The sequence below is a fragment of the Flavobacterium sp. YJ01 genome, from assembly GCF_029320955.1.
In the GTDB taxonomy this organism is placed as follows: Bacteria; Bacteroidota; Bacteroidia; order Flavobacteriales; family Flavobacteriaceae; genus Flavobacterium.
In genome coordinates, this window is the sequence record NZ_CP119757.1 from 1,671,227 (window position 1) to 1,691,516 (window position 20,290).

Genomic DNA, 20,290 nt, shown 5'->3' on the forward strand with positions numbered 1-20,290 from the left:
ACTATAATGATTCTCTTATTATTAATTTTGTCGGCACATAACACTTCGTTTCTTCATCGTGCGTAATAAATGCCGCTGCTTTGGTTCCTATTTCTTTAAAATCAGTTGATACGACTGAAATTCCTTTATATATAAATTTCTTCATCGGAGTTTCGTTGTATGATAAAAATCCAACGTCTTTTCCAGGTTCGAAATCTTTTTCTTTGCACTGTTCTAAAAAGTGCCCTAAAATCCTGTCGCTTACACTGATATAAGCAATTCCTTTTTCGATATTGAACTTTTTTGGATCGGTAATAACCTCATATTCAAAACCAAAATCGGCACAAAATTTCTTAAAAAACTCCACTGTTTCCCATGGATGATTCGTGAAATCTGGATAAATAAAATGTATCTTTTTATATTTTTTAAACAAATCCACCGCCTCTGTCAAAGACTCATAAAACGCTTTTCCGAAATCCTGAAAAACATAATTATTTGTCTTTTTAGCCTGAATATTCCAATCAATCAAAAGCAGTTTATCATTCGAAATTGCCGACAAAGTCGGAGCAATAGCTGCATGATCAAAATTCATAATCACATATTTAGAATACTTCCCGATTCCGTTGTTAATGATTGTTTTAAAAACATCAATATTATAATGATGAAACTGCACATCAATAATCACATTATCAGGCAGATTATTCACAACCGAATGATACAAAACCTCTTTATAAGCCTTAAACGTATCTAAAACTAAAAGCACTTTTCTGGTTTCTCCCGCCACATAATAACCTTTGTTCGGTACAGAATCGATTACTTTTTGATCCTTTAAAATCGAATACGCCTTAAAAACCGTGTCTCTCGAAAGTTGATACGTTTTGCAGATGACATTCACAGACGGCAATAAATCTCCTTTTTGTAAAATATTCTCCGCAATCGAATTTGTGATTCCGTCCACCAACTGCTGGTACTTCGGAATATCACTTTCGTGATTCATTATAAACTCAAATTTTTCTTCTTCTTTCAGCATACCGTTCTGTTCCGTTCTGTTATGCTAAAGTAGATAAAAAACTTTTATAAAAAATTGTTTTTTACATTAATTATGTTAAGTTTTTAAAATTCTATATTTCAATAATTTGGGCGTATGCCTGTCCCGATAGCTATCGGGAGGCTATCCGTTGCAAGTCCTCGCTCTTCCTTCGTCAGGCTGTGGGCTTTCCACTTCTATCCCTCACGCGGACAGTTTCATAAGACACAGTTTTATCATTTCGAAGAACGAGAAATCTTCGCAAGTAGCTCTACAAAATGACTTAACCGCAAAGTGTGCAAAGCAATGACCGCAATATTTGTCATTTCGACGTAAGGAGAAATCACACTCGAGATTCGACAAAGATTGGCGATATACTGTGTGGAGTTTCTAGTGTGATTTCTCCTTACGTCGAAATGACAAACCTGATGAACTACATTGACACAACCGATTGTAATTTTTGCTAAATTTTTTTTACATAAAAAACTAATCGATTAATCTTCTAATACCATAAGGATCAATCGTGATAATCGAACCATCTTCTAAATAATCGATTTTGGTTACTTTCATGCTTCTCAAATGCGTTACACCTTTTGACAAACTCGAATCGTGGTAAAACAAATACCATTCGCCTTCTACTTCACAAATCGAATGATGAGATGTCCAGCCCACAACAGGATTCAAAATTCTTCCCTGATATATAAACGGTCCATAAGGATTATCGCCAATTGCATAACAGATAAAATGCGTATCGCCTGTTGAATAAGAGAAATAATATTTTCCGTTGTATTTATGAACCCAAGAAGCTTCAAAAAAACGACGGTCGTTATCGCCAGCCAGAATTTCATTTCCATTTTCATCCAAGATTTTAATCTCTTTTGGCTCTTCAGCAAATTCCAACATATCGTCTCTTAATAAAGCCACAATTGGTCCTAAAGCTTTTTCTTTTGCAGAAGGTTCTTCGTTATTATCATCGTATTTATTATGACGATATTTTTGAAGCTGACCGCCCCAAATTCCACCAAAATAAATATAATGTTTTCCGTCTTCGTCTTCAAAAACTGCAGGATCGATACTGTAACTTCCTTTTATGGCATCTTTTTCAGGAACAAAAGGTCCAACTGGCGAATCTGAAATAGCAACACCAATCTGAAAAATTCCATTGGCACGTTTGGCAGGAAAATACAAATAATACTTTCCGTTTTTATGTGCAGCATCAGGCGCCCACATTTGTTTTTCGGCCCAAGCCACATTATCTACATGCAATGCAACACCATTATCAACTACTTCTGATGAAATATCTTCCATAGAAAAAACATGATAATCTTCCATTCCAAAATGGTCACCATTATCGTTAAATGGAATTCCTGCATCAATATCATGCGACGGATAAATGTAAATCTTCCCGTTGAATACATGTGCCGAAGGATCGGCTGTATACATATGAGATACTAAAGGCTTTGAAATCGCCAGCTCATTAATTTCCTCAAAATTAATGTGTTCAATGCTATCTTCAGGCATAGTAATATTTTATTAAATAATTAAGTTCTTCTTTCTTTTAATTCTGTTTCAATCTGCACTTCCATTGCTTTATTGATTTTATAGAAAAACAACAATCCAGCTCCAATTAAAAATGGGATTGCGGGGAAAATACTCACCAATAATTTGATTCCGTTTATGGCAGTTTGCGACTGTTCTGACGCATTTGGAATATAATTGAAATACCCCAAAAACAAAGTAGTTAAAGCGCCACCAATACTTAATCCTGCTTTTAATCCAACCATCATTGCCGAAAAAATAATTGCTGTAGCGCGGCGATTGTTCAGCCATTCTGAATAATCGGCAACATCGGCAATCATCGCCCAAAGAATCGGGATGGTGATTCCGTAGAAAAATCCGTGCAGAATTTGAGAGAAAAATATCAATCCGATCGATGTTGGCGGATAAAAATAGAAAGCGATTATAAATAGTGTTGAAATGAATAAGAATACTCCAAAAACATTTCGTTTTCCGTATTTGTCTGCCAGATTTTTAGACAATGTAATTCCGACAATCATGAATATAATTCCACCTGCATTGAACAAACCAAATCCTGCTGAAACTGGATCATTTCCAAAATGATTCAATCCGATATTGGTTAGAAAATCCAAAATAGGCTGAATAAAAATCGCTAATTGTTCTTTATCTACATAATTCTCAAAATAATACACATACGAACCGCCTTTCATTGCCAAAGTCACAAAAACCAAAGTCGTCAGCGAAAGCATAATTACCCAAGGCCTATTTTTGATTAAATCGCTCAAATCCTCTTTTACACTTGACTTTTGTTCAGGTTTTGGAATGATTCTTTCTTTTGTGGTTAAAAAAGTAATTAAAAGCATGATTGTTCCAATAATTGCCAGCGCAGTCATTACCTTTTCAATTCCGATAGCTTTATCTCCGTTTCCAGCACTTTTGATAATGCCAAGCATAAAAACCTGAACAAAAAACTGAGCAAACATAACCGCCACAAAACGATAGGAAGACATGCTATTTCGTTCTTTCATATCGCCCGTAATAACACCACTTAAAGCTGAATAAGGCAGATTGTTAGCTGCATAAAAAAGAAGTAATAAAGTATAGGTTGCAACGGCATAAATTACTTTTCCTTTATAAGAGAAATCTGGAGTCGAAAATGCTAATAAAGCTACCACACCAAGCGGAATTGCAGTTATTAAAATCCAAGGTCTGAATTTTCCCCATTTGGTACTCGTTCTGTCTGCTAAAACCCCAATGATCGGATTAAAAATAAAGGCCGCAATTAACCCAACAATCAGCATAATTATAGAAGAATCTGTTGGTGATAATCCGTAAATATCGGTATAGAAATATGCCAAATACGTCATCAAAGTCTGAAAAACGAGATTGGCGGCTAAGTCTCCTAAGCTGTATCCAATTTTCTCTTTGATGGATAATTTTTGTGAAATGTTAGTCATTGGTGGTTTTGTGGTTAGTTAGTTCTATTCCTGCAAGGCTTTCAAAACCTTGTAGGTTTCAATTGTTTTTATACAACTTTGCAATCCATACCTACAAGGTTTTGAAAGCCTTGCAGGAAAACAGATTACAATTAAAACAATCGGTTGTGTAAAATTAGACAAAAAAACATATTATGCAAATTTAGTTTACTTTATTTAAGTTATTTTTCATTTCACAACCGATTGTTGATTGTTTTCTCAAAGCTGCACTATTTTTGGTGTTTATTCTTTATTTGCTTTCAGCTTTAAAATACTATCATATGCTTTTTTATGTCTTAAGTCTTTATCAAATGGCAACGGATAATTGGTTCTTCCTTTTATTGGCCAGTCATTTAACCAAGATTGCCCATCGTGAACACCCCAAAAAGTAACTCTGCTAATTTTATCTTTGTGTTTTAAAAATAATTTAAAAATTGAAGCATAACGTTCTGCAAGCTTGTTTTGAATAGAATCTGGCAATGCTTTTGGATAAGGATTCATTTTCTCACTTCCCTCAAATTTCTGACTAATCTCTGCCCCTTTTAAATCCCACGGATTTGGTAAAACCGTAATATCCAATTCTGTAAAAGCAACTTTAATTCCTAGTGACGAATATTCTAAGATACTTTTTTCAATTTCTTCTAATGATGGACTATTTAATCGCCAATGTCCTTGAATTCCAACTCCATCCACTTTTCCGCCTTCCGCTTTTATTTTTTTGATTAATGCGATTGCTCCAGCTCTTTTAGCAGGTTCTTCGATATTATAATCGTTATAATATAACTCGGCTTTTGGATCGGCTTTTTCTGCCAATTTGAAAGCGTCAACTAGATATTTTTCGCCAAGCGTTTTCAAAAAAACAGATTGTCTCAAAGTTCCGTCCTCATTCAACGCTTCGTTCACAACATCCCACGAATTGATTCTGCCTTTATATTTAGAAACAATCTTATTAATATGATCTTTCATAAAGGCATTCATTTCTGTACTGTCGGCAATTTTTTCCATCCAAGGTGCCAATTGGCTATGCCAAATTAAAGTATGCCCGTGAATGAACATTTTATTTTTTTCTCCATACGCCACAAATTTATCAGACAAAGTAAAATCATATTTGTCCTTTTGCGGATGCGTGTACATCGATTTCATGATATTTTCTGCCGTAATTGCATTAAACTCTTTTTTAATCAAAGAATCTTCTTTAGCATTTTTAACTTCAATTTGATTTGCACTTAAAGCAGTTCCAATGTAAAAATCATCTTTGTAAGCATCTTTTAATGAAGTAGTTTCTTTTTGCGATGTACAGCTGACAGTCAGCAAAACCGTGACGGCAAATAAATAAGGTTTAATACATTTCATATCTCTTGGTTTAAATAGTTAAATGTTTTTTGTTTCTCAGCGTAGACCTGGCAGGTTTTAAAAACCTGTCAGCTCTAAATCCGTAACGCTTCCCCTCAATCTTGTCATTTCGACGTAAGGAGACTCGAGCGATAGCGAACAGGCGAAGCAAATCTTCGTAAGTAGCTCCGCATGCTGGATCAACTTTGTAGAGTTTCTTGCGAAGATTTGCTTCGCCTGTTCGCTATCGCTCGAGCCTCCTTACGTCGAAATGACAAACAGAACGTGTTATGTTATGGAATCATTTCTTCCTAAAACTCTCTGGCGGTCCCAAATACGACGGCAAAATTTTTCCTTCTTCGGTTTCAATTACAATTTTTTGAAGTACCAAAGCTGGATCAATCGCATAAATTTTCAAAACATGATTTCCCGCTTTTTCGATTTTATGCGGTGAGGTTATGATTTTAATATTGTTAGCAACAGATTCAGCCCAAGCTTTTTCCGAAGAATCTGTGTTGAGGTTCATAATTTGCGGTTCCTCATCATCAAAGCCAATTCCGTATTTTAAACCGTTTCCAATTTTAAAATTGATTGTTGGCGAAAAATAGGCATTTACTTTTATTTTTCCTTTGCTGAAAAAATGAACATTATATTCTAATCTTGGTGATACTTCTGAAATTTCAATTGGTTTGATATTCGAAGGTTTTATAGTTATTCCCGAATCTGTTTTTCCAAGATTTGGAATTATAGTCCATTTTACAGCATCTGAGTTTATTGCTTTTGAATAATTTTTACTTTCTATTGAAATGTAACCTTGATTTTCAACAAAACCTCGAACATTATCTAGATTTTTATTAATAAATGTCCCAACTTTCAGTGAATTATCGTTAGCAGAAATTCTCGTTTGAGCTTTGTTTGAAACTTCGATTGTTTTTGTTTTCGGAATCACATTTTTATCTGGTTGCTGCCAATTGTCATACCCAATATGGGTTTGTGACATCATATGATTCCATTTTCCATTTGCTAATTGAGTGTGATAATAATTAGTGAGTATGGCATCTTTCTCAAATAATTCTTTTACTTTTTCCGCATATTCATTTGCAATAGCATTTCCCTGTCCTGCATACAAATTATTTTTAGCCTGTGCTACATACATTTCATTTAAATTGGCACTTGCCAAAACTGGAAATAAAATCAATTGATAAAAAGCATCTTTGTATTCTGACTCCAATTTTTCATTTATCAAATTGGCTTTTTCAGCCAGTTTCTGATATTCGGCAACAATTCGATCTGCTTCGTTATAATTACTTATATTGTACGTTTTAGCATCTAGCAATTCTGGTTTTCTTCGCGCATTGTACTTAGTATATAATTTTAAAATAGTGGCAATTTCTTCTGTAAACTGATTTCCGAAATTCTCTTTTGCCCAATCCATATAATATTGCTCCAAATTACCTGCAGTGAATTTTTCAGGATTCCAAGCCATGTCTAAGAAAAAGGCAATCGGAAATTCCATTGGTTTGATATCGCCAACATTTACAATCCAGATTTTATCAACTCCATATTGATATGCTAAATCCATTTGTTCCCAAGTTCGCTCAATTTGATTTGTATTGATCCATTTATAGTTTCTTGGGCCTCCAACATAATCGTAATGATAGTAAATACCGTAACCGCCTTTTCTTGTTTTTGCGTCTAATTCTGGCAGTTTACGGATATTTCCCCAATTATCATCGCATAACAAAAGTGTTACGTCGTCGGGAACGGTCATTCCTTTGTCAAAATAATCTTGAACTTCTTTGTAAAGTGCCCACATTTGAGGCGTTTCTTCAGCAGGTTTTTTAGTAACTTCTGCAATAATATTTCTTTGTGTTTTTACGATATTTTCTAATAATTCAATTGCTGTTCCTTCCGTCATAGGTTCATCGCCATCGCCACGCATTCCAATTGTAACAATGGTTTCTTTATTTCCCATTCGTTTAATTCCATCTTTCCAAAATTGAATCAAAGCTTCAGAATTGGAATTAAAATCCCATTTCCCGTTTGATTTTCCCCATTCTGCATGCGCTCTTGTTAAAGGTTCATGATGTGAAGTTCCCATTACAATTCCATATTCATCAGCCAAAACAGCATTCTGCGGATCTTCGACATAAAACATTCTGCCCCACATTGCTGGCCATAAATAGTTGCCTTTCATTCGCAGAATTAATTCAAAAACTTTATCGTAAAATTTCGAATTGAATCCGCCCAATTTCTCAAATGCCCAACCTGTAAGTGCAGGTGCTTCATCATTTATAAAAATTCCTCTATATTTTACTTTTGGTTCTCCTTGAGAATGAACTCCAGGTAAAACATGTAGTTCTGATTGTTTTTTAACTGGAACATCTGCCCAATAATACCAAGGTGAAACTCCAATTTGATTCGATAAATCATAGATTCCGTAGATCGTTCCTCGTTTATCTGAACCTGCAATTACCAAAGCTTTTTTGATTCCTTTAAATGGACTTTCGACAATTTGAGTTGTAAATTTCTCCCATTTTCCTTGAAGTTCTTTAGCGTCAATTTTACCTTCCTTAGCTAATTGATCGATGATTTTACTTTTTCCTAAAGTTCCAATTATGACAACAAAATCTTTTGCTTCAGAAATCTTTTTAATTCTTTTTGAATATAAATCTGAAACTTGAAAAATATCATTTTCTAAATGTCCAATTACTTTTAAAACTCCTGCATAATCTTTATCATCAACTAAAATCGAAGCCGTTTTTCCTTTTGAAACCAAAGGAAAATTTTCATTAGAAGCTTTATTGACAACATACTTCTCTGGATTTATGGCGTACGAATTTGTACTTAATCCGATTAGGAGAAGTAATAGAATTAGATATGAAGTTTTCATTTTTAAGTACATAGAATAATAGATTTTCTTTGTCTGCAAAACAGTACGTTTACAATCTTAAACCTAACAGGTTTAAAAAATGTTAGGATACTTAACTTTATTTATAAACCCAATTTATAACCAATCCCCATTTCTAAACCTCTCAGTTCAGCAAGACCTTTTAACCTTCCTGTTAAAGAATAACCCGGATAAGTTTCGGTTTCTTCATCAACTCTGTGAAGAAAACCATGATCGGGACGCATTGGAAGACTTATTTTGGTTTTGTTCATCAACAACAATAATTTCTCAACAATAACTTCCATTTTAACATCTCCATTTAAATGTTCTGATTCCCTGAAAATAGTTTCGCTTTCGCGGATAGTATTTCTCAGATGCAAAAAATGAATTCTATCTCCAAAATCGTCTATTATTTTTTCAAGATTATTTTTTGGATCTGCACTTAATGAGCCTGTACAATAACACAATCCGTTTGCTGTTGAAGGAACGGCGTTGAAAATAGCTTTCAAATCGGCTTCTGTCGAAACAATTCTTGGGAGTCCTAAAACCGAAAACGGCGGATCATCTGGATGAATGGCTAATTTTTGTTCGTTTTGCTCCGCAATCGGAGTTACTTCAGATAAAAAATAAATCAGGTTTTCTCGTAGTTTTTGATTGTCGATTTGGGCATAGTTTTCTAAAAGGGACAAAATCTGTTCTGCTGTAAAATTGATCTTACTTCCAGGAAGCCCTAATAAAACATTTTTAAACAAAAGTGCTTTTTCATCTTCAGCCAATTGATTTCCAAACTGCAAAGCTTTTTCTTTTTCAGTTTCTGAATAATCATTTTCTGAGTTTGGTCTTTTTAAAAGAAAAACATCAAAATAAGTAAATGCATCCTGATTGTAAAGTAGAGCTCTGCTTCCATCTTCATTTATAAAATTATGATTAGTTCTTACCCAATCCAAAATCGGCATAAAATTGTAGGTAATGATTTTGATTCCGCATTCGGCCAGATTCCGCAAACTGATTTTATAATTTTCAATGTATTTCAGATAATTTCCCGAAGCACGTTTGATTTCTTCATGAACGGGGAGACTTTCAACCACAGTCCATTCCAAACCATAATTGCGAATGATTTCCTGCCTTTCTTTTATCGCTTCAATTGTCCAAACATCACCAATGGGAATTTGATGCAATGCCGTTACAATTCCTGTTGCGCCAGCTTGTCGAATGTCAATAAGCTTGACATTATCATTTGGTCCGAACCATCGGATGGTTTGCTGTATTCTTATCATATTTAACTTTTATAAAAATTAATTAAACACATAAAAAGATAGATTGATATTAACTCGAAAAAAGATTAAAAAAAGAAACTAGTTTCTAACACATAGTCTATGTGCATAGCTAATTGAAACGCCTTTTTTAGACAAAGAAGAACTATGTTTCTATGTGTTTAAAATATTTAAAAATTAAAAACCTATACTATTTCCTCCATCAACTGGCAATACTGTACCAGTAGTATATTTTGATTCGCTTAAAGCGAAATAATAAACCGCATCTGCAATGTCTGATGGTTCTCCTAAATATCCCATTGGCGTTCTTCCCAATACTTTATTTTTTCTTTCTGGATCATTGTCCAAAGCTGTCGATGACATTTTAGTTTTGATGAATCCCGGAGCAATACAGTTTACGCGAATTCCTACAGGTGCCAATTCTGTTGCCATAGCACGAGTCATAGCTTCAATTGCGCCTTTACTTGATGAATATGCAATAACTTTTGGGATTCCGTATTGCGACGCCATCGAGCTGATATTAATAATACTTCCTCCTCCGTTTGCTTTCATTTTTTTTACGACTTCTCTACTCACCGCAAAAACACTCAAAAGATTGGTATGAATAATTGAAAGAAAATCTTCATCGGTTACATCTGGAATTTCCTTTTTCATATTAATTCCAGCATTGTTTACCAAAATATCAATCGAATTTTCTTTTGTAATGCTTTCAATCATCTCTGGAATTCCGGCTAGATTATTTAAGTCAAAGATTACTGGAATAGCATTTTCTCCAATTTCCTTACATGCATCTTCTGTTTTCTCTTTCGATCTTCCGATTATGTAAGTTTTGATCCCATTATCACAAAGTTTTTTTGCGGTTGCAAAACCTAAACCCGAATTTCCTCCGGTTACAATTGCCGTTTTCTTACTCATAATTTTTATACAATATTTTTTAATGCGCTGATTAGACGGATTCGCGTTACAATTATTCAATTTATTTATCCATTCCCTGGCGCAAAAGGGAATTTTAATGATTTAAAATACTCTAATGTCTGTGTCGGTTTTTCTACTCCATTAGGAAGTTCTTTTCCTGAAAACTGTTGAAAATACAACAAACACGCATCACGCCACCATTTTGCTTCTTTATGCTGAATTTCCAATAACATTTTTACTTCATTAAAACGTTCGCTGTCAACATATTTTTCTGTTTGATTCCAAACATTTTGCATTGCTGCAACCTGATTTACACCTTCCTGATATTTTAATGCCATACTGTTCCAAAGCGTCTGACCGTTTTTCAATTTATAATCCCACGAAACATGATGAAACCATAATAGATCTTTCTCTGAACAGATTTCTAAATTATCAAAAACATTTGCAACTTCTGGTGCATATTGAGAAACAGCATTTGTACCCGATTTTGAACGGTCAAAACCAATTCCATTTTTATCTGCTTTATGATAATAAGTCGGATTCCATTCTGGCCTTGATAAATCCGAAATCCAAGGCCCAGGTCCATAATGATGTCCAGTGTCCATAATGTGATGCAAACCGAGCGGCGTCATATAATTGACAACTGCTTCACGCGATTCGATCATCATATCTTTTACACGTTTGATGAAATTTTCATCGTTTGAAAAAGTACTTCTTAACCATTCATCAGCAATAGTCTCCGAATCTAAATACGGATTCCAAGCCAATCGCCCGAAACCATACCAATTTGCCTGTGCAAAAGGATGGCCTGTCCAGTTTAAGTCGCTCCCGATATTGGCAACGCCTGCAATTCCTGTTAATTTATTTTGGCATAACGTGCCATCCACAACTTTAGCAACAGTTGAACCTTTTCCTTTTTGATAGGTATCTGATTCTAAAACTTCTTGAAATAATTTTGGCAGAAAAACCAAATGCGTGCTGAAACCTAAATATTCCTGAGTGATTTGAAACTCCATCATTAAAGGCGTTTTCGGCATCGCTCCAAATAATGGATGAAAAGGTTCTCTAGGCTGAAAATCGATTGGTCCGTTCTTGACCTGAACAATTACATTTTCTTTGAACTTTCCGTCATATGGCTGAAATTCGACGTAAGCTTGTTTCGCACGATCGTTTGCATCGTGTTCAGAATATACAAAAGCTCTCCACATAATCAGGCCACCAAAAGGCGCAACGGCATCAGCTAGCATATTTGCTCCATCGACATGATCTCTACCATAATTTTGAGGGCCAGGCTGACCTTCAGAATTGGCTTTTACCAAAAATCCTCCAAAATCTGGAATTCTTTTATAAATTTCAGCAGATTTATTTTTCCACCAATTAATCACTTCCGTATCTTTTGGATCGGCAGTTTTTAATTTTCCAATTTCGATTGGTGCCGAGAATCTTGCTGTTAAATATACTTTTATTCCATAAGGTCTAAAAACATTTGCTAATGCTTCCACTTTCTCTAAATATTGCGGAGTTAGAATTAAAGCATTTGCGTTTACGTTGGTCAAAACCGTTCCGTTGATTCCGATTGAGGCATTCGCTCTAGCGTAATCAATATAACGCTGATCAATAAAATCAGGCAATTTCTGCCAGTTCCAAAGCGAAAATCCGGCATAACCTCTTTCTACAGTCCTATCGAGATTATCCCAATGATTCAGGATTCTGATATTTATCTTTGGAAAATCGACAATATTTAAATTTTTAACCGATTTATTCGTCTGTAATATTCTCAAGAAATTAAAAACTCCGTATAAAACCGCAACGTCATTTTTTCCTGTAATAATGATTTGTTTTTTGTTTTTAAAAGAAATCGATTTGATGATAAAACCTTCTTCATTTATTTTACTAAAATCTGATTTCAATTCGTTTTTTAGTTCCATATCCAAATTCGATGCTGAACCAACGATAAGATTATTTTCTCCTTTTACATCTAATTTGATTTCAGGAATATTTCCCAACATGTCTGAAAATCCAGCTTTGATTTCTTTCTCAACGATTTTAATAGTTTCGGAGTTTCCTAAAACAACAATACCTTTAAAATTTCTTTTATATTCTGAAACCAAGACAGAATTGTTAACTCTATTATACTGAAGCCACAATTTATAATCCTTTTGTGCTAAAGACGAAAAGGAAATAAGAAGAAATAGGAAAAGAAATCGTAATAAAGCCATGGTTTTAATTTATTCTTTATAATCACGTTTTTACACCATCACTATTTTAGATCCAATTAAAGTATTCTACAAAATTTAATTTAAAAAATACATTATTTAAAACAAAACAACAAATGCAATCGGTTGCGTAAAAATATAAGATTGTTATTTAAGAAAAAAATTTAAAGCTGATTTTTTTCAAAAAATATATTTCTATAACAAATAAAAGCAGGATAATTATAAAAACTATCCTGCTTTGGAGGGGTTGAATTGAGGATTAAAATCCTAAATTTTATTGTTTCTGTGAAGATTCCCTTGCAAGTACTTCTGTATTTAAAAAGGTAATTTCTTTAGCATCATCATTTTTAGATGATTTCAGATTTTTGATAATAATTTCGGCTGCTGCTTTTCCCATTTTTTCAGCCGGATGCGTTATCGTAGATAAATTAGGGTCAATAATCTGAGAAATTGGATCGTTATTAAAACCAATCACTTTAAACTCTTCCGGTACTTTTATTCCGCGTTTTTTAGCAGTCTGAACAGCACTTACAGCCAAAATATCTCCAGGAGCGAACAATCCGTCAGGAATTGGATTTAAATCGAATAACGAATTGCTTGCTTTTACTCCATCTTCATAAGTAACAGAATTTAGATTAATGATCAGCTCTTCTTCTACTTCTATATTATGATCTTTTAGGGCTTCTATGTAACCTCTTTTTCTTTCATTATACAAATTACCTAATTCTGATCCAGCTGTTAAATGTGCAATACGAATACAACCTTGTTCAATAAGATGTTTAGTTGCTTTATAACCAGCTGTATAATTATCAATTACTACTCTAAAAGTATTATAATCTTTTGGAACCCTATCTACAAAAACCAACGGAATATTATTATTCGAAAACTGATGAAAATGTGCAGTATCTCTGGTTTCCATTGCCAAAGAGCAAATAACACCACTTACACGATTACTGTATAAAGATTTCGCCATATTGACTTCTTCCTCATACGAGTCGTGCGACTGCATAATAATAACAGTATAATCTGATTTTTGAGCTGTGATTTCGATTCCGCTAATAAGTGATGACAAAAAAGGCTGTGTAACGGTTGGAATCAAAACACCAATCGTTCTAGTTTTATTTCCACGCAAACCTGCTGCTAATGTATTGGGAACAAAGCCCATTTCTTCAGCAGTTTTTTTCACTTTCTTAATCGTTTTATCACTTATGGTGTGATGATCTTTTAAAGCTCGCGAAATGGTAGATGTTGCTAGATTAAGCCTCTCTGCAATATCATAGATTGTTACATGTTTATTTTCTTCCATGAAATAAAAAATAAAGATGTAAATATAAACTATTTTCGTTCAAGATATTCTTTCTTGAAAAATCGCACTAAATAAAATTCTCCATTTACAAAATATCTTTCAAAAGTATAATCCAAATAGGGAATTCATATGAACAATACATCATTTATTTACTGACATTGTTCTTTTTATCTTTTAGAATCTTGCCTTCTTTGGTAAATTCCAAATCAATTTTATTGGTTAAATCGACATCTAAGTCTTTATGCCCATAGTCGATATGTGTTATTTTCTCATTCGGGTGATTTTTAGTTACATAAGCTTTTATGTTTTCAGGAATAAAAGCAGTTGGAATTGGTTTATCTCCTCCATCAACTTCTCGATATGAACCATCTTTCCAAAATTCTACTTCAGTTCCATCTTTCAGTTTAACTTCATAGCCCTTTTCCCCATGTTCTGGATCTTTTTGAGCTTTTTCTACTGAAGTATGACTAAAATGCTTCTTCAAAAATTCCTGTGCTGGTTTTGGTAGTTCAGTTACTTCAATTTTTTTCTGCGCACTGGTCGAGATTGTTAAAACTAACAAAGCTATGGCCAAAAATATCTTTTTCATAATCATTTTTATTTAAGAGTAGTATTACTAATTTACTGCTTCTAAAAATGTTTTCAAATAATTTTAAGATTTTTTTAGTTTTCAAACCTTACATAACAAACTGATTTACAATACAATTCCTTGTCAAAATTTTTATTTTAAATTAAAGTAAAGCCAGTAAAGTTTTAGCTAAACAATTGAACAGTCTCAAGAATCATTTCAAGATAAAAATTAAAGAGACAGAGTTGATACCCAAAATTTATAAAAACAAAAAACCCCATCCGGTTTGGATAGGGTTTTTGAAAAGAAAGGCGACGACATACTCTCCCACATAACTGCAGTACCATCTGCGCAGGCGGGCTTAACTTCTCTGTTCGGGATGGGAAGAGGTGAGCCCCGCCGCAATAACCACCTTAAGGTTTTTAGTTGTTGGTTTGCGGTTGTCGGTTGTTGGATTTTCCATCAACTATCAACTATTAACCATCAACTGCTCTGCGTCGAGCAAATATTTTAACATACTGAGATAAAGAAAAGAAGAATAGTTTAGAAAGTTTCCTCCCGATCCGCCTGGGCGGATCGGGAAAAGGGCGTACATAAGCTTACGGATTATTAGTACTACTCGACTGTGACATTACTGCCTTTACATCTGTAGCCTATCAACGTGGTCATCTTCCACGATCCTTAAAAGAAATCTCATCTTGTGGTGGGTTTCGCGCTTATATGCTTTCAGCGCTTATCCCTTCCAAACGTAGCTACTCTGCGGTGCCCCTGGCGGGACAACAGATACACTAGAGGTTTGTCCAATTCGGTCCTCTCGTACTAGAATCAGATCCACTCAAATTTCTAACGCCCGCAGTAGATAGAGACCGAACTGTCTCACGACGTTCTGAACCCAGCTCGCGTGCCACTTTAATGGGCGAACAGCCCAACCCTTGGGACCTTCTCCAGCCCCAGGATGTGACGAGCCGACATCGAGGTGCCAAACCCCCCCGTCGATATGAGCTCTTGGGGGAGATCAGCCTGTTATCCCCGGCGTACCTTTTATCCTTTGAGCGATGGCCCTTCCATGCGGAACCACCGGATCACTATGCTCTACTTTCGTACCTGATCGACCTGTATGTCTCTCAGTCAAGCTCCCTTATGCCATTGCACTCTACGCACGGTTACCAAGCGTACTGAGGGAACCTTTAGAAGCCTCCGTTACTCTTTTGGAGGCGACCACCCCAGTCAAACTACCCACCAAGCACTGTCCCCCACATCGCGGGGTTAGGCCTCAGATAAACAAAGGGTTGTATTTCAACAATGACTCCACAACGCCTGGCGACGCCGCTTCATAGTCTCCAACCTATCCTACACATCATTTATCCAAGGTCAATACTAAGCTATAGTAAAGGTGCACAGGGTCTTTTCGTCCCACTGCGGGTAAACGGCATCTTCACCGTTACTACAATTTCACCGAGCTCATGGCTGAGACAGTGTCCAGATCGTTACACCATTCGTGCAGGTCGGAACTTACCCGACAAGGAATTTCGCTACCTTAGGACCGTTATAGTTACGGCCGCCGTTTACTGGGGCTTCAATTCAATGCTTCTCCGAAGATAACATCTCCTCTTAACCTTCCAGCACCGGGCAGGTGTCAGGCCCTATACTTCATCTTACGATTTTGCAGAGCCCTGTGTTTTTGATAAACAGTCGCCTGGACCTCTTCACTGCGGCCCCGATTGCTCGGGGCGACCTTTCTCCCGAAGTTACAGGTCTATTTTGCCTAATTCCTTAGCCATGAATCTCTCGAGCACCTTAGGATTCTCTCCTCAACTACCTGTGTCGGTTTACGGTACTGGTTCTTATTGCCTGAAGTTTAGAGGTTTTTCTTGGAAGCCCTTAGGCGCACTATCTCTTTGTCCGAAGACTCCGAGTACTATCGCATTTCACCAAGATCTCCGGATTTGCCTAGAGACCCTATAGCTAGGTGCTTTAACGAACTATTCCGTCAGTTCGCGGCGCTTTCATCACTCCGTCACCCCATCACAGCAATAAGAAGTACGGGAATATTAACCCGTTGGCCATCGACTGTCCCTTTCGGGTTCGCCTTAGGACCAGACTAACCCACAGCTGATTAGCATAGCTGTGGAAACCTTAGTTTTTCGGTGTGCGGGTTTCTCGCCCGCATTATCGTTACTTATGCCTACATTTTCTTTTCTGACCGGTCCAGCATACCTTACGATACACCTTCTGCCCTGTCAGAATGCTCCCCTACCACTTGCAGCAAGCTGCAAATCCATAGCTTCGGTAATATGTTTATGCCCGATTATTATCCATGCTCGTCCGCTCGACTAGTGAGCTGTTACGCACTCTTTAAATGAATGGCTGCTTCCAAGCCAACATCCTAGCTGTCTGGGCAGACAAACCTCGTTCTTTCAACTTAACATATATTTGGGGACCTTAGCTGATGGTCTGGGTTCTTTCCCTCTCGGACTTGGACCTTAGCACCCAAGCCCTCACTGTTATCAACCATTATATAGCATTCGGAGTTTGTCAGGAATTGGTAGGCGGTGAAGCCCCCGCATCCAATCAGTAGCTCTACCTCTATATAACTAAAATAACGCTGCACCTAAATGCATTTCGGGGAGTACGAGCTATTTCCGAGTTTGATTGGCCTTTCACCCCTACCCACAGGTCATCCGAAGACTTTTCAACGTCAACCGGTTCGGTCCTCCACTGTGTGTTACCACAGCTTCAACCTGCCCATGGGTAGATCACACGGTTTCGCGTCTAACACTGCCGACTAAAGCGCCCTATTCAGACTCGCTTTCGCTGCGGATCCATGGCTTAACCACTTATCCTTGCCGGCAACGTTAACTCGTAGGCTCATTATGCAAAAGGCACGCCGTCACCCCACGAAAGGGCTCCGACCGCTTGTAAGCGCATGGTTTCAGGATCTATTTCACTCCGTTATTCACGGTTCTTTTCACCTTTCCCTCACGGTACTGGTTCACTATCGGTCTCTCAGGAGTATTTAGCCTTAGCGGATGGTCCCGCCAAATTCAGACAGGGTTTCACGTGCCCCGCCCTACTCAGGATACCGCTATCCATTACATTTGTTGCCCATACGGGGCTGTCACCCTCTATGGCGCTCCTTTCCAGAAGCTTCCGGTTCCTCATGCATGAAATATCGCGGTCCTACAACCCCGGCAATGCCGTAACAATGCCGGTTTGGGCTAATCCGCGTTCGCTCGCCACTACTTACGGAATCACTTTTGTTTTCTTCTCCTCCGCCTACTTAGATGTTTCAGTTCAGCGGGTTTGCCCACCTATCGGTGTGCTATGCCTTCAGCATAGCGGGTTGCCCCATTCGGATATCTGCGGATCGATCTGTGTGTGCCAGTCCCCGCAGCTTTTCGCAGCTTATCACGTCCTTCTTCGCCTCTGAGAGCCTAGGCATTCCCCATGCGCCCTTATTTTGCTTATTGTACTAGACAAGGCATGCCTTGTCTCTGCCGTCTTGCAATAAATCGCAAAACGTGTTCTTTCTACTTTCTTATTATTTTCTTATCTCAATATGTCAATGAACTTTTTTCCTTTCGGAACTGTGGAGAATAACGGAGTCGAACCGTTGACCTCCTGCGTGCAAGGCAGGCGCTCTAGCCAGCTGAGCTAATCCCCCATTTTTAAATCTTAGATTTTAGAATTCAGATTTTAGATTTCCCATTCTTCTCTAATTTCCTTTGGTGAATCCCAGCTTCCAGAATTTCCTTCAAATCAAGTCAAATAGTAGTCCCGGGCAGACTCGAACTGCCGACCCCTACATTATCAGTGTAGTACTCTAACCAGCTGAGCTACGAGACTCTGTTTTACTTAATTTTTATCATTTTTTTAAATTAACAGCAAGAGTAATGCAATCACGATTCCAAACCAATGGTCCGGCATCTTATTTCCCAATCGTGCCTTGCGGCTAACTGATCGGGCTCTAGAAAGGAGGTGTTCCAGCCGCACCTTCCGGTACGGCTACCTTGTTACGACTTAGCCCTAGTTACCAGTTTTACCCTAGGCAGCTCCTTGCGGTCACCGACTTCAGGCACCCCCAGCTTCCATGGCTTGACGGGCGGTGTGTACAAGGCCCGGGAACGTATTCACCGGATCATGGCTGATATCCGATTACTAGCGATTCCAGCTTCACGGAGTCGAGTTGCAGACTCCGATCCGAACTGTGACCGGCTTTATAGATTCGCTCCTGGTCACCCAGTGGCTGCTCTCTGTACCGGCCATTGTAGCACGTGTGTAGCCCAAGGCGTAAGGGCCGTGATGATTTGACGTCATCCCCACCTTCCTCACAGTTTGCACTGGCAGTCTTGTTAGAGTTCCCGACACTACTCGCTGGCAACTAACAACAGGGGTTGCGCTCGTTATAGGACTTAACCTGACACCTCACGGCACGAGCTGACGACAACCATGCAGCACCTTGTAAACTGTCTTGCGAAAGATCTGTTTCCAAATCGGTCAGTCTGCATTTAAGCCTTGGTAAGGTTCCTCGCGTATCATCGAATTAAACCACATGCTCCACCGCTTGTGCGGGCCCCCGTCAATTCCTTTGAGTTTCAAACTTGCGTTCGTACTCCCCAGGTGGGATACTTATCACTTTCGCTTAGCCACTGAAGTTGCCCCCAACAGCTAGTATCCATCGTTTACGGCGTGGACTACCAGGGTATCTAATCCTGTTCGCTACCCACGCTTTCGTCCATCAGCGTCAATCAATTGGTAGTAACCTGCCTTCGCAATTGGTATTCCATGTAATCTCTAAGCATTTCACCGCTACACTACATATTCTAGTTACTTCCCAATAATTCAAGTCCTGCAGTATCAATGGCCGTTCCACCGTTGAGCGATGGGCTTTCACCACTGACTTACAAGACCGCCTACGGACCCTTTAAACCCAATGATTCCGGATAACGCTTGGATCCTCCGTATTACCGCGGCTGCTGGCACGGAGTTAGCCGATCCTTATTCTTACGGTACCGTCAAGCTCCTTCACGAAGGAGTGTTTCTTCCCGTACAAAAGCAGTTTACAATCCATAGGACCGTCATCCTGCACGCGGCATGGCTGGTTCAGGCTTGCGCCCATTGACCAATATTCCTCACTGCTGCCTCCCGTAGGAGTCTGGTCCGTGTCTCAGTACCAGTGTGGGGGATCTCCCTCTCAGGACCCCTACCCATCGTTGCCTTGGTAAGCCGTTACCTTACCAACTAGCTAATGGGACGCATGCTCATCTTTCACCGTTGTGACTTTAATAATGTGCTGATGCCAACTCATTATGCTATGAGGTATTAATCCAAATTTCTCTGGGCTATCCCTCTGTGAAAGGCAGATTGCATACGCGTTACGCACCCGTGCGCCGGTCTCAGATTCCGAAGAATCCTACCCCTCGACTTGCATGTGTTAAGCCTGCCGCTAGCGTTCATCCTGAGCCAGGATCAAACTCTTCATCGTATATTTTAATATTATTATGCGATGCTTTTCCAGTCGGTCTTATTCGAATCTTACGATTCCATTACTCTTATTTTTTCTGTTCCGATTTGCATCGGAACGGCTGTCAATTCAATATGTCTACGAACGTAATTTTTTTGTCTTTCGCTTATCTCTCAAAGCGGGTGCAAAACTAAAACTTCTTTTTGTTTCTCGCAAGAAAAAATTGAAAAATTTTGAAACTTTTTTTTCGTCTCCTTTTCCCGATTTCCCTTCCGATATTACAATGAACTTTCCCTGTTTTGCGGGGTGCAAATGTAAAAACCTTT

Annotated in this window: 10 protein-coding genes, 2 tRNA genes and 3 rRNA genes; all 15 read right to left on the bottom strand. The window is 37.8% G+C overall.

Features of this window, described 5'->3' with window-relative positions; genetic code table 11:
* Window position 1: 1 nt before the first annotated feature.
* The 15 genes from P0R33_RS07360 to P0R33_RS07430 all read right to left on the bottom strand — a co-directional run bounded on the left by P0R33_RS07360 (window position 2) and on the right by P0R33_RS07430 (window position 19,985).
* Entirely contained in the window at window positions 2-1,009 is a 1,008-nt protein-coding gene (locus P0R33_RS07360; protein WP_276174839.1) for a GntR family transcriptional regulator, read from the bottom strand.
* 483 nt (window positions 1,010-1,492) lie between these two features.
* Window positions 1,493-2,527 (bottom strand): glycoside hydrolase family 43 protein, encoded by a 1,035-nt coding sequence (locus P0R33_RS07365; RefSeq protein WP_276174840.1) that lies wholly within the window; start codon window positions 2,525-2,527, stop codon window positions 1,493-1,495.
* 20 nt (window positions 2,528-2,547) lie between these two features.
* On the bottom strand, window positions 2,548-3,981 hold the full coding sequence (locus P0R33_RS07370; protein WP_276174841.1) for an MFS transporter: 1,434 nt from the start codon (window positions 3,979-3,981) through the stop codon (window positions 2,548-2,550).
* Window positions 3,982-4,242: 261 nt separating this feature from the next.
* Window positions 4,243-5,352: an endo-1,4-beta-xylanase gene (locus tag P0R33_RS07375; protein WP_276174842.1), complete on the bottom strand. Its 1,110-nt coding sequence runs from the start codon at window positions 5,350-5,352 to the stop codon at window positions 4,243-4,245.
* Window positions 5,353-5,632: 280 nt separating this feature from the next.
* Window positions 5,633-8,224, bottom strand: a complete 2,592-nt coding sequence (locus P0R33_RS07380) for a glycosyl hydrolase 115 family protein (protein ID WP_276174843.1) — start codon at window positions 8,222-8,224, stop codon at window positions 5,633-5,635.
* 101 nt (window positions 8,225-8,325) lie between these two features.
* Entirely contained in the window at window positions 8,326-9,498 is a 1,173-nt protein-coding gene (gene uxuA, locus P0R33_RS07385; protein ID WP_276174844.1) for a mannonate dehydratase, read from the bottom strand.
* A 174-nt stretch (window positions 9,499-9,672) separates the two neighbouring features.
* Window positions 9,673-10,410, bottom strand: coding sequence for an SDR family oxidoreductase (locus tag P0R33_RS07390; protein ID WP_276174845.1), 738 nt, complete (start codon window positions 10,408-10,410; stop codon window positions 9,673-9,675).
* A 65-nt stretch (window positions 10,411-10,475) separates the two neighbouring features.
* The gene (locus tag P0R33_RS07395) at window positions 10,476-12,629 is read right to left on the bottom strand and encodes an alpha-glucuronidase family glycosyl hydrolase (protein ID WP_276174846.1); all 2,154 of its coding nucleotides are present in this window, start codon (window positions 12,627-12,629) and stop codon (window positions 10,476-10,478) included.
* A 271-nt stretch (window positions 12,630-12,900) separates the two neighbouring features.
* Window positions 12,901-13,932 (bottom strand): LacI family DNA-binding transcriptional regulator, encoded by a 1,032-nt coding sequence (locus P0R33_RS07400; protein ID WP_276174847.1) that lies wholly within the window; start codon window positions 13,930-13,932, stop codon window positions 12,901-12,903.
* A 145-nt stretch (window positions 13,933-14,077) separates the two neighbouring features.
* A complete protein-coding gene (locus P0R33_RS07405) occupies window positions 14,078-14,521 on the bottom strand; it encodes a PepSY-like domain-containing protein (protein WP_276174848.1) in 444 nt (147 codons plus the stop codon).
* 285 nt (window positions 14,522-14,806) lie between these two features.
* Window positions 14,807-14,916, bottom strand: a 5S ribosomal RNA gene (gene rrf, locus P0R33_RS07410).
* A gap of 173 nt (window positions 14,917-15,089) precedes the next feature.
* Window positions 15,090-17,970: ribosomal RNA gene (locus P0R33_RS07415) — 23S ribosomal RNA — on the bottom strand.
* A gap of 120 nt (window positions 17,971-18,090) precedes the next feature.
* Window positions 18,091-18,164: transfer RNA gene (locus P0R33_RS07420), tRNA-Ala, on the bottom strand.
* 108 nt (window positions 18,165-18,272) lie between these two features.
* Window positions 18,273-18,346 (bottom strand) — tRNA-Ile (locus P0R33_RS07425).
* A gap of 125 nt (window positions 18,347-18,471) precedes the next feature.
* Window positions 18,472-19,985, bottom strand: a 16S ribosomal RNA gene (locus P0R33_RS07430).
* The 16S, 23S and 5S rRNA genes sit together here with 2 tRNA genes alongside, the layout of an rRNA operon.
* Between the last annotated feature and the right edge of the window lie 305 nt (window positions 19,986-20,290).